We start from the raw sequence: 9,747 nt of genomic DNA, 5'->3' as shown, positions 1-9,747 counted from the left end.
CGTAGGAGCTGGAATGCCTATCAGGGCAGGGTTCTCGCTATTCGGACGGCTTTCCGGCCGAAGATAGGGACGAATGCGGCGGATGGTTCTGATGTGTGCGTACTACCATCCTTACCCATGACGTCATCCTCCCGTGGCGGCACCCGGCGCCGACGCCCGGTCCTGGTACCGGTCATGGCCTTGATCTCGGTGTCCGGCCTGGGAGCGACAGCGGGTTTCGGCGGCCTTTCCGCGGCAGCGCAGGACCCGCCACCCAAGATCGCGCCAGGTGCGGCGGTGGATCAGACGCTGTTCCGGACAGAGTTCATCAAGGCCGTGGACAAGACCGAAAACGGCGAGCGGGTCGTGGAGCTGGTGCTCAAGGTCCGCAACATGGGCGAGGAGACCAAGAACGTCGGGGTGGTCCCCGAGCCAGGACCCAAGGTGAACAGGCACGGGAGCTTCGCCACCTCCCTGCTCAAGGTCACCCCGCCGCTGAAGTCCGGCAATCCTCCCGAGGTCTACGTGCTCGCCTACGGCGTGCGCAGCCACCAGCTCCAGCCCGGCATCACCCACACCGTGGTGGTCCGCTACGACCTCGAACGCGGCACGGCGCCCCCACCCGAGATCACCCTGGACGTGGGCGGCTTCGTGCTGGCCACGGTCAGCCGCCGCGACCAGCGGGAGCTCTGGCAGGTCGCGCCCAAGAAGGAGCTGCCGCAGGGCGCCGGCCAGGAGGACGATCCCATCGAGCCCGCCGTGATCGCCCAGGTGACCCTGCCGGTCCGCCCGGAGGTGGCCTGATGGTGGCCGTGCAAGCCCCGCCCGCGACGGCCGCCCCGCCCGCCGCGAAGCCGTCCTTCTGGGGGCGGGCCGGGCGGTTCACCCTGGGGGTGGCGCTGGCCGCCGCCGCCGTGTACGCGCAGAGCCTGGCCATGCCCTTCGACCAGAAGGGATCGTTCCTCACCCACCACGGCAGCCTGGGCGAGGAGGTCTCCGCCGACCGGTTCATCGCCAAGGTGACCAAGGTGAGCGCGGCCAAGTCCGTGGACACCCGGGACTACAGCGGCCAGACCGGCAAGGTGCAGACCAGCCATCTCTTCCTGGTCCTCGACGTGTCAGGCACCGTCGAGCGCGAACCGGTCCAGCTGCGCGGCTCCGACGTCTGGCTGCACGCGGGCGACGGGCGGCGCTACCAGCGCACCGACAAGGTGGACGAGAGCATCACCCTGGTGGGCAAGTACCTCCAGCCCGGCTGGTGGACCAGCGCGCCGCTGGTCTTCGAGGTGCCGGAGGATGCGGTGCCGGGGGCCAAACTGGTCATCAACGCCCCGACGTCGGCGTTCGTGGTCGACTCCTTCGCCCCGGAGGCGGAGATCGACCTCAAGCTCTCCGAACCGGCGGCCGCCCGGCTGATCGAGGCGGCGGAGCCGTTCCACCCGCTGGTGCCCGCGAATTCGTGAACGGAAGAGCGATGGACGAGCAGAACGGCGGCGACGACACGCGAGGCTGGTTCGTGCCGCCGCCCAGCCAGCCGACGGACGTGGACATCACCTACGCGGGGCCGCTGCCCTCGCTGCGCCCGCCCCGGCGTCCGGTCCCGCCCGACGTGCGCGTCTGGCCACCGCCCCCGCCTCCGGAGGAGGACGACGAGGGCTACTCGACCCAGCCGTTCCCGGTCATCGCCGCCGAGCGCCGGCCCCTCCCACGGCCTGCTCCCCCGGCCGTTCCATCACCGCCCCCGGCCACATCGCCGCCCCCTGCCGCGCCCGAGCCCCCCGCTCGCGCGCGCAAGCCGAACCGCGCCCTGCGCGGCGCGGGCGCGGTGCTCGCGGTGCTGCTCGCCGTCGGCATCCCCAGCTACGTCGGCTACCGCGCCTACCTGTACGGCGCCGGCGAGCCCGACATCGTCCACGTCGTCCAGCCGGGCGCCACCGGCGAGTTCCGGCACGTGGCCTGGCAGGCCAGCGTGGCGCTGATCCCCAACCCCGCCGGGGACGCGGAGCGGCCGGGCCGCCAGTGGGTCAAGCTCACCGTGACCCGGACCGCCCAGGACGCCGAGGGCGCCATCCGGCACGGCGCGCCCGCCGTGGAACTGCGCGACAACGCGGGGCGGTCCTGGCGCACCGAGACGCTCCGCGACGAGACCCCGCCGGACACCACCGAGAACCGGGTCGGCCAGCCGTACCGGATGGAGCTGGTGGCCGTGGTGCCCACCGACGTGGCCGAGACCGTCGAAGTGCACCTGCGGCCGAGCAACTACCGGAGTGTGCCCGGCCAGTCGGTGGAGGACATGCTCAACGAGTCCGAGCAGCGGAACGAGCGGGACGTGGACGTGCTGCGCTTCCTCCGCTAGGCGGAGGAGGTGGCCCTGTCCCGGGTGGCGGCCAGGTCGAAGGTGGCCGCGACCAGGCACATCGAGATCAGGGTGACCAGCAGGTCCACCACGAAGGAGATGGGCACGTCGGTGACCATCCAGAAGTAGGGGTCCCCGGCCGCCAGGTAGGCCCCCGCCCGGGCCAGGTAGTCGCCGCCGATGTGCAGGCCCACGTACAGCAGGGCGTAGAGGCCGAACAGCGCCGCGCCGCCGCGCGCGGTCAGCCGGAGCGAGTTGATCAGCGGGATCCAGCGAGAGGTGAAACCCCCGGTCAGTTTGCCCAGGGCCGCCCGGGTCAGACTGTGGGTGCGCTCCACCCTGGCCGCCGCCGACTCCAGCCGGGTGCCCCTGATCGTGGTCTGGGTGTCCTCGGCGTACGCGCCGTACACGAGGATGCCGACGGTGAGCCAGGCCAGCGGGAGCGCGAGCGCGCTCAGGATCAGCGGCCAGACGTCGGTCCAGAAGGTCTCCCAGCCGGGGATGAGCTTCCTGGCCTCCTCCAGCCACCCTTTCGAGATGGTCACCGCCTCCCGGCTGCCGATCCAGTCGGCCCGCGCCTTCACCAGGGCCACCGTGGCGGTCAACCCGTAGAAGACGAAGGCCAACTCGCCGAAGGTGGCGACCATGCCGGAGAAACGACCTTCCCCGGCCTCGTGCCGCCGCCCGAAGTACCACTTCAGCAGGTACGCCACCACCATCGCGGCCAGCGAGATCCGCACGTCCAGCGCGGTCAGGCCCTCACCGAGCTGGCTGTCCCGCCCGAGCAGCCGGTCGTTGATCTCCCGGTCCGGCATCAGCGAGCGGTCGATGTTCTCGAAGTCACGCAGGTCCTGGTCGACGAAACCCCAGGTCATGTAGAGACCGGCGAAAACCAGCGCGGTCCGGTTGAGCGCGCCGAAAAGGCTCTCCCTACCCTCCCCCGCGGCCCGGCGGGCGCGGGTCTCGGCCAGCGCCTCGCGCAGCGTGTACAGCATGCCGACCACGGTGGCCAGCGACACCATGACCACCAGCGTGAACAGGAAGAGCACGGCCACCAGGCGGGCCTGGTACCAGGAGCCGTAGGACAGGTTGGCCGCCGCCAGCAGCAGGCCCCAGCGCACCAGGCGGCCCAGTGCGAACCAGAGCACCAGCGTGGGCAGGCAGCGGACGAGGAGCGTCAACGTGTGCCACGGCAGCGCGAAAGGGGAGCGCGCCACGGGCCTCGCGGCCACCGATTCGACCACCGACGTTTCGGACATCCGGAGCATGGTATCGGAACGGCGGGTCTGGACAACGGCGGGTCAAGACTTGGCTGGATACGCCGCTCCCCCTGCTACTGCGCCGTCCGGACTGGCACACTCGGGGAGCGTGAGCGCTGATCGGAGTCCCGGCTTTCTGCTGTGGCGGGCCACCCAGAGATGGCAGCGCGAGATCAGCGTGGCGCTCCAGGTCGTGGGGCTGAGCCACACCCAGTTCGCGCTGCTGGTCGACCTGTGGTGGTTCGACCATCAGGGCCGGCCGCCGACACCCCGCGAGCTGGCCGACCACGCCACCGTGGACGAGATGATGACCAGCCAGGTGATCCGGGTCCTGGAGGTCAAGGGCCTGGTGACCCGGGAGGACGGCCCGGGCGAGGAACGGCGCCGGGTGCTGGCCATCACCGACGAGGGGCGGCTGCTGGCCGAACGCGCGGCCGCGCTGGTGGAGGCGGTGGACGAGCGCATCTTCGGCATGGCCGGGGAGCACAGCGCGCTGCTGGACGTGCTCGCCGAGCTGGCGGGGCAGACAGGCGAAGAGCCCGGCCCCCACCGGGACCGGGCTCTGCACGCCGAGTCAGACGCTGACGGCTAGCTGGGCGACCTCGCCCACCTTGGCCTCGACCGGGATGTCCTTGCTGACCCCGCCACCGGCGATGATCCGCACGGTCCACGAGCCGGGCGCCGCGAAGAAGCGGAAGACGCCCTCCTCGGAGACCACGACCTCACCGGTGAACTCGCCGGAGTGGTCGAGCAGCCGCGCGTACGCGGTGCCGGCGCCGGTGACGACGCCCTGGATGACGGCCTGCGAGGCCAGATCGATGCCAGCCGGCAGAGCCACGGTCTGCTCCGGAGCGGCGCAACCCTGGATGCTCATCGGGCCTCCCCCAGTTCCACGGGCACGCCCACCAGCGAGCCGTACTCGGTCCACGAACCGTCGTAGTTCTTCACGTTGGCCTGGTCGAGCAGCTCGTGCAGCACGAACCAGGTGTGCGCGGAGCGCTCGCCGATGCGGCAGTAGGCGATGGTGTCCTTGCTGAAGTCCACCCCGGCCTCGCCGTAGAGCGTGCGCAGCTCCTCGTCGGAACGGAAGGTGCCGTCGTCGTTGGCCGCCTTGGACCAGGGGATGTTCCTGGCCGTCGGGATGTGGCCGGCCCGCTGCGCCTGCTCCTGCGGCAGGTGGGCGGGGGCCAGCAGGCGGCCGGTGAACTCGTCGGGCGAACGCACGTCCACCAGGTTGAGCTTGCCGATCGCGGCGACGGCCTCGTCGCGGAAGGCGCGCAGGCTCAGGTCCTGCTCGGTCGCGGTGTAGGCGGTGGCCGGCCGGTCCGGCACCTCCTCCACCAGCTCGCGGGAGTCCAGCTCCCACTTCTTGCGGCCACCGTCCAGGAGCTTGACGTCCTGGTGGCCGTAGAGCTTGAAGTACCAGTACGCGTACGCCGCGAACCAGTTGTTGTTGCCCCCGTAGAGGACCACGGTGTCGTCGTTGCCGATGCCGCGCGCGGAGAGCAGGGCCTCGAAGCCCGCCTTGTCCACGAAGTCGCGGCGGACCGGGTCCTGCAGGTCCTTCTTCCAGTCGACCTTCACAGCGCCCCGGATGTGGCCCTTGTCGTAGGCGCTGGCGTCCTCGTCGACCTCGACGAGGACGACGTTCGGGGTGTCCAGGTTGGCTTCGACCCAGTCGGCGTCCACCAGTGCGGCGGAGCGGCTCATTGGATTCTCCCAGGTTGTAGACGGCGGATGATCAGGTAGAGCTCGCAGCCCAGGCAGAGGCCGAAGGCGGCGTTGAGGAAGGCGGCCAGCAGTGCCGCTGCTGTCGCACCCAGGGCCAGAGGAGTGACCCCGGCCGCGAAACCGATCAGGCCGAGCACAGCGAAGACGATGCCCACACCCTGCGCGAATCGGGGCGGCGTCGCGTCCTCCAGTTCACCCGGCGGGCCGAGCCTGGGCCGTACGAACCGTTTGAAGAACAGCACGTACGGCGCCTGGCCGGCGGCGCCGAGCAGGAACATCAGCGCCTGAGCGGCGAGCAGCCAGGGGTTGCCCGTGATCAGGACGAGTGCGAGAACCAGAGTCGTGACGGCCGCGCCGAAGCGAGGGCCTCGGGGATCGATCTGCATCGTGGGATGCTCCTGACGGGTTTCGCGACTGCGGCTTGGGTAAAAGCCGCGGGAATCACCCTCAGGCCCAGCGACAAAGGGCGGTCGCGACGCGGCAGAAATCAACCGCCCGCCGCTTCGTCAGCATCTCTGTCGTGGGAGTCACGTGCACGACAGTACCCTTTCGTCTCGCCATCTGTCATGCCCCGTCCGGTTGATGAGACGGACTGTCCACTGCGTGACCAAGTGCGGCGATGACGTCGGCCTTCCTCGGCTGACCAGACGCCCTTTTCACGATATTTCCGGACTTGTCGAGGACGAAGACGGTGGGCGTGCGGAGCACGCCGTACGCGCGGACCAGGTCCAGGCGGGACTCGGCGTCGATCTCGATGTGCCGCACCCCGGGCACCATCGCGGCCACCTCGCCGAGCACCCGGCGGGTGGCCCGGCACGGCTGGCAGAACGCGGTGGAGAACTGCACCAGCGTGGCCCGCTCGCCGAGCGGCTCCCCGACGTCCATCCCCGCCCGCCCCTTCCCCTTCTGGGCGCGCAGCCGCCCGGCCCGGCCACGCAAGATCAGCCCCAGCACCGTCGCCAGGGCCAGCGTCACACCGAGCACGATCAGTCCGGCCATCACCGCTGAAGAACCAGCAACCCCCGGGAGGAATTCCCGGGACCTTTCACGACGCGGGACTTTTCACGACGCGGAACTTTTCACGGCCCGGACGAACGCGGCACCGGACTGGGCCCGATCGGGACGGCGACCAGTTGCCGGCCCGCCGAGGTGATCAGCTCGAACCGGTCGATCTGCTCGATGGTGTACTCCGAGGAGCCCGACGGCAGCCTGGCCCGGGTGCCCTGGTAGTCCTGGGCCTTCACGGTCCAGCTGGAGACCGGCGAGACGGTGCCGTTCCGGTCCACCGCGATCAGGCGGCAGGCCGTGCCCGCCGGGACGCCGGACAGCTCGATGTCCACCCGGGTGCCGCCCTCCTCCGGGACCAGACCCAGGGCGAGATTGACCGGGCCCGAGCTGCCCTCGTACCAGACCTGCTCGGTCTTGAGCTGGCTCTCGGCCATGGGACTGTCCTTGGCGGCCGTCTCCACCGGCGCGGAGAACGCGGTGTCGCCCGCGCCATCGCCGGGTGAACGCGCCTCGGGGGCCGCCGCCTCCGGGGCTGCCCCCGCGACCGTGGCGGCCGTCTCCTGGCGGGCCTGCATGGTGGAGACCACCACCGAGCCGCCGACCGCCATCAGCACCACCGAGGCGGCCAGCGTGAGCAGCAGGCGGGAGCGCTTGTGGCGCTTGGCCGAGTCGGCCAGCAGCCGGTCCAGCACCGCCCGGGGCGGCGCGGCGGCCAACTGGATGTCGGCCACGCTCACCCGGCTCAGCAGCGGCGGCAGACCGGACAGCTCGGCCAGTTCGTCCTGGCAGGCCGGGCAGGTGTCCAGGTGGGCCTCCACCAGCGCGCTCTCCCGCTCGTCCAGCGCGCCGAGCACGTAGACGCCGAGCGAGAGCCGTACCTCGTCGCAGGGGGTGGTGTGCCGCGTCATGGTGCCAGCCCCCGCTCCTCCAGCGCCAGCTTGAGTGCGCGGAGCGCGTAGTACGTCCGCGACTTGACCGTACCTTGCGGAATCCCCAGGGACTCCGACGCCTCCTTCACGGACTGGCCTCCGTAGTACACGGCCAGCAGCACCTCTCGATGGTCGGCCCGGAGCGAGGCGAGCGCCTCGGCGATCGCCCACGACTCGACGGCCTTTTCCAGTTCGTCCTCGGCCGGCAGGACCGCCAGCGCGTCGTCGCCGGTCTCCGGGGGCCGCGACTTGCGGGCCCGGTGCTGGTCCACGACGAGGTTGCGGGCCACGGTGAACAGCCACGCCCGCACCGGCCGGTCGGCGACCGGATTGCGCCAGGCTCGCAGGATGGTCTCCTGCACGATGTCCTCCGCCCTGCCCGGGTCACCCGTCAGGCGCACCACGTAGCCGTAGAGTGGCCCGGCGTGGTCGTCGAACAGCGCTCGCACGAGTTCCTCGTCCGCGGTGCCAGCTGGGCTCACATCTACCTGACGGACGGGCTGCCCGTCCGGTTCAGCTCCGGAGCGGAACATCGGTCGCACTGCCCTGAACGGCCAGGCCTTCCGGCGTGGTACGGACGCTGGTGATCCGCAGGTTGAACGGCAGCTCCCCGATCGGCACGGTGAAGGTCATGAGGCGGTTGGCGTTGGGCACCGGCACGCCGCCGGCGAGCTTCACGTTGGTCGGCGTGAGCCGTACCGCGCCGCGGTTGACCTCGACCTTCAGGTCGGCGGTGACCGGGACCTGCTGGCCGAGCACGTTGAGGTTGCCGGAGACACGCAGGGCGTCGCCCGTACCCTCGACCTTGATGCCGCGCGGGGCGCGGGCGTCCAAGGTCTCCCTGGAGATGACGATGGTGGCGGTGACGCGCTCGGCGCGCAGATCCACCGCGGCGGCGTTCTGGATGAGGTCCATCAGGGGGGCGTTGACTCCGTTGAGGGTGGCGTCGATACCCGAGAGTTTCACGCCATGCTGAGTGATGCCGCCTATTTGGATGGAGATCTCCTCATACCGGCCGGCCAGCGCCTGGGTGAGGAAGGGGATGCCCTCGATGGTGACGGTGGGGGTGGCCTCCAGCTTGTACTTGGCCTCGATCTGACGGGCGATCTCGCGCTGCACACCCACGACCGCGACCCGGTCGAGGATCACGAGCAGGATGCCGAGCACGAGGATCGACACCATCAGTTTGCGCACCGCATTCCTCCGGTTTTGCGTACTTTGTGATCCAGCCTAGCCGCCGGCAAATGGCGGCAAAACCTCGACAACGGAACCTTCGGGAAGGTCGATCGTGTACGGGTCGCGGGTGCCGGCCGGAGCTCCGTCGATCAAGAAAGAACACCGTCTCACCACCCTCGCCAAATCAGGATTTACTGTGATTTTGGCTACAAGATCCCCGAGGGTTTCGGCCACGAACGGTTGTTCGGCGACACCAGCCGCTTCCTTTGCCGCAGCCCAGAAACGAACCGTTCCCGTTGCCATACGCCTCACCTGCCCCAGATTTCGACACACAGGGTAACCACAAGATTACGGTGATTCTCCACGTGAAGCGGTGTTCACACGGGGGACTCACATTGGACGCAAACATGCTGTGGGCTAATCTACGAACAACGGGACCTGGGCGACGTAGCCCCCGGGTCCTTACGTGTTTAGGACGGTGATCGGCCGGACCGGACCGATCCACCGTGAACGCGGATGAAGGAGGCGAGCCTGTGATCGTGCACAGCGCGGTGCTCTCCCGGCGCGCCCTGCCGTTAGGCGAGGAGGCCCCTTGAGCAATCTGCTCCTGCTTACCAATGCCCTGGAACCGTCCGCGGAAGTGCTGCCCGCGCTCGGCCTGTTGTTGCACTCGGTCCGGGTCGCCCCGGCCGAGGCCTCGGCCCTGATCGACGCGCCCCCCGCGGACGCCATCCTGGTGGACGCCCGGCGCGAGCTGGTCCAGGCCAAGAGCCTGTGCCGGCTGCTCCGCACGACGGGAATCGACTGCCCGCTGATGGTCGTGGTGACCGAAGGCGGGCTGGCGGCGATGACCGCCGAATGGGGTGCCGACGACGTCATCCTGGACACCGCCGGCCCCGCCGAGGTGGAGGCCCGGCTGCGGATGGCCGTCGGGAAGCTCTCCCTGGCCGCCGCCGAGGAGGTGCCCGACGAGATCCGCAGCGGCGACCTGGCCATCGACGAGGCCACGTACACGGCCCGCCTGCGCGGTCGTGCGCTCGACCTCACCTTCAAGGAGTTCGAGCTGCTGAAGTACCTGGCCCAGCACCCCGGGCGGGTGTTCACCCGGGCTCAGCTGCTCCAGGAGGTCTGGGGTTACGACTACTTCGGCGGCACCCGGACGGTGGACGTGCACGTCCGGCGCCTGCGCGCCAAGCTGGGCGCCGAGTACGAGTCGCTGATCGGGACCGTGCGGAACGTCGGCTACCGGTTCGTCCCCGACCGTGGGAACGAGCACGCCGAGGTGCCCGAGGTCGTGCGGCGTTAGCCG

The 9,747-nt window shown here is 70.1% G+C and carries 15 protein-coding genes; 5 read left to right on the top strand and 10 right to left on the bottom strand.

Translation table 11 applies throughout. The features are described 5' to 3' along the window. The first annotated feature begins 117 nt into the window (after positions 1-117). Genes KIP79_RS37530 through KIP79_RS37520 form a run of 3 tightly spaced genes read left to right on the top strand, consistent with a single transcriptional unit; the run spans position 118 to position 2,335 of the window. On the top strand, positions 118-783 hold the full coding sequence (locus tag KIP79_RS37530) for a hypothetical protein (RefSeq protein ID WP_214109755.1): 666 nt from the start codon (positions 118-120) through the stop codon (positions 781-783). Further along, entirely contained in the window at positions 783-1,442 is a 660-nt protein-coding gene (locus KIP79_RS37525; RefSeq protein ID WP_214109754.1) for a DUF4352 domain-containing protein, read from the top strand. Before KIP79_RS37530 ends, KIP79_RS37525 begins: the two co-directional genes overlap by 1 nt. 11 nt (positions 1,443-1,453) lie before the next feature. After that, positions 1,454-2,335, top strand: a complete 882-nt coding sequence (locus KIP79_RS37520; protein WP_214109753.1) for a hypothetical protein — start codon at positions 1,454-1,456, stop codon at positions 2,333-2,335. On the opposite strand, the gene KIP79_RS37515 is transcribed toward KIP79_RS37520, so the two are convergent. Next, positions 2,332-3,594 carry a hypothetical protein gene (locus KIP79_RS37515; protein ID WP_214109752.1) on the bottom strand — a complete coding sequence of 421 codons (1,263 nt, stop codon included), beginning with the start codon at positions 3,592-3,594 and terminating at the stop codon, positions 2,332-2,334. The two genes, KIP79_RS37520 and KIP79_RS37515, sit on opposite strands and share 4 nt — an antisense overlap. Before the next feature lie 109 nt (positions 3,595-3,703). Here KIP79_RS37515 and KIP79_RS37510 point away from each other — a divergent pair, with 109 nt between their 5' ends. Beyond that, on the top strand, positions 3,704-4,186 hold the full coding sequence (locus KIP79_RS37510) for a MarR family winged helix-turn-helix transcriptional regulator (protein WP_308170082.1): 483 nt from the start codon (positions 3,704-3,706) through the stop codon (positions 4,184-4,186). Here KIP79_RS37510 and KIP79_RS37505 read toward each other — a convergent pair. The 9 genes from KIP79_RS37505 to KIP79_RS37470 form a co-directional block, all read right to left on the bottom strand. After that, complete coding sequence (locus KIP79_RS37505; RefSeq protein WP_214109750.1) at positions 4,169-4,468, bottom strand: DUF1416 domain-containing protein; 300 nt, start codon at positions 4,466-4,468, stop codon at positions 4,169-4,171. The two genes, KIP79_RS37510 and KIP79_RS37505, sit on opposite strands and share 18 nt — an antisense overlap. After that, positions 4,465-5,304 (bottom strand): sulfurtransferase, encoded by an 840-nt coding sequence (locus KIP79_RS37500; protein WP_214109749.1) that lies wholly within the window; start codon positions 5,302-5,304, stop codon positions 4,465-4,467. Before KIP79_RS37500 ends, KIP79_RS37505 begins: the two co-directional genes overlap by 4 nt. Beyond that, positions 5,301-5,711 (bottom strand): DUF4395 domain-containing protein, encoded by a 411-nt coding sequence (locus KIP79_RS37495; RefSeq protein ID WP_214109748.1) that lies wholly within the window; start codon positions 5,709-5,711, stop codon positions 5,301-5,303. Before KIP79_RS37495 ends, KIP79_RS37500 begins: the two co-directional genes overlap by 4 nt. Before the next feature lie 61 nt (positions 5,712-5,772). Further along, complete coding sequence (locus KIP79_RS50270; protein WP_372453743.1) at positions 5,773-5,838, bottom strand: putative leader peptide; 66 nt, start codon at positions 5,836-5,838, stop codon at positions 5,773-5,775. Positions 5,839-5,889: 51 nt separating this feature from the next. Next, entirely contained in the window at positions 5,890-6,324 is a 435-nt protein-coding gene (locus KIP79_RS37490; RefSeq protein WP_214109747.1) for a TlpA family protein disulfide reductase, read from the bottom strand. 80 nt (positions 6,325-6,404) lie between these two features. After that, entirely contained in the window at positions 6,405-7,241 is an 837-nt protein-coding gene (locus KIP79_RS37485; protein ID WP_214109746.1) for an anti-sigma factor family protein, read from the bottom strand. Beyond that, a complete protein-coding gene (locus tag KIP79_RS37480) occupies positions 7,238-7,795 on the bottom strand; it encodes a sigma-70 family RNA polymerase sigma factor (protein WP_214109745.1) in 558 nt (185 codons plus the stop codon). The genes KIP79_RS37485 and KIP79_RS37480 overlap by 4 nt, the downstream gene beginning before the upstream one ends. Then, the gene (locus KIP79_RS37475) at positions 7,776-8,456 is read right to left on the bottom strand and encodes an LmeA family phospholipid-binding protein (RefSeq protein WP_214109744.1); all 681 of its coding nucleotides are present in this window, start codon (positions 8,454-8,456) and stop codon (positions 7,776-7,778) included. The genes KIP79_RS37480 and KIP79_RS37475 overlap by 20 nt, the downstream gene beginning before the upstream one ends. A gap of 36 nt (positions 8,457-8,492) precedes the next feature. Continuing rightward, positions 8,493-8,741 (bottom strand): MoaD/ThiS family protein, encoded by a 249-nt coding sequence (locus tag KIP79_RS37470; RefSeq protein ID WP_214109743.1) that lies wholly within the window; start codon positions 8,739-8,741, stop codon positions 8,493-8,495. A 289-nt stretch (positions 8,742-9,030) separates the two neighbouring features. Between KIP79_RS37470 and KIP79_RS37465 the strand changes: the two genes are divergently transcribed. Then, positions 9,031-9,744: a winged helix-turn-helix transcriptional regulator gene (locus tag KIP79_RS37465; RefSeq protein ID WP_214109742.1), complete on the top strand. Its 714-nt coding sequence runs from the start codon at positions 9,031-9,033 to the stop codon at positions 9,742-9,744. Positions 9,745-9,747: the final 3 nt, after the last annotated feature.

Origin of the sequence: Acrocarpospora catenulata (assembly GCF_018476525.1) — a bacterium.
GTDB classification, from domain to species: Bacteria; Actinomycetota; Actinomycetes; order Streptosporangiales; family Streptosporangiaceae; genus Acrocarpospora; species Acrocarpospora catenulata.
This window is presented reverse-complemented; position numbering and strand designations above follow the sequence as displayed.

Coding starts and splice junctions, on each gene's coding strand:
- KIP79_RS37505 (WP_214109750.1), bottom strand. CDS start 4,468: ATGAGCATCCAGGGTTGCGCCGCTCCGGAGCAGACCGTGGCTCTGCCG.
- KIP79_RS37500 (WP_214109749.1), bottom strand. CDS start 5,304: ATGAGCCGCTCCGCCGCACTGGTGGACGCCGACTGGGTCGAAGCCAAC.
- KIP79_RS37525 (WP_214109754.1), top strand. CDS start 783: ATGGTGGCCGTGCAAGCCCCGCCCGCGACGGCCGCCCCGCCCGCCGCG.
- KIP79_RS37490 (WP_214109747.1), bottom strand. CDS start 6,324: ATGGCCGGACTGATCGTGCTCGGTGTGACGCTGGCCCTGGCGACGGTG.
- KIP79_RS37495 (WP_214109748.1), bottom strand. CDS start 5,711: ATGCAGATCGATCCCCGAGGCCCTCGCTTCGGCGCGGCCGTCACGACT.
- KIP79_RS37485 (WP_214109746.1), bottom strand. CDS start 7,241: ATGACGCGGCACACCACCCCCTGCGACGAGGTACGGCTCTCGCTCGGC.
- KIP79_RS37470 (WP_214109743.1), bottom strand. CDS start 8,741: ATGGCAACGGGAACGGTTCGTTTCTGGGCTGCGGCAAAGGAAGCGGCT.
- KIP79_RS37520 (WP_214109753.1), top strand. CDS start 1,454: ATGGACGAGCAGAACGGCGGCGACGACACGCGAGGCTGGTTCGTGCCG.
- KIP79_RS37530 (WP_214109755.1), top strand. CDS start 118: ATGACGTCATCCTCCCGTGGCGGCACCCGGCGCCGACGCCCGGTCCTG.
- KIP79_RS37515 (WP_214109752.1), bottom strand. CDS start 3,594: ATGTCCGAAACGTCGGTGGTCGAATCGGTGGCCGCGAGGCCCGTGGCG.
- KIP79_RS37480 (WP_214109745.1), bottom strand. CDS start 7,795: ATGTTCCGCTCCGGAGCTGAACCGGACGGGCAGCCCGTCCGTCAGGTA.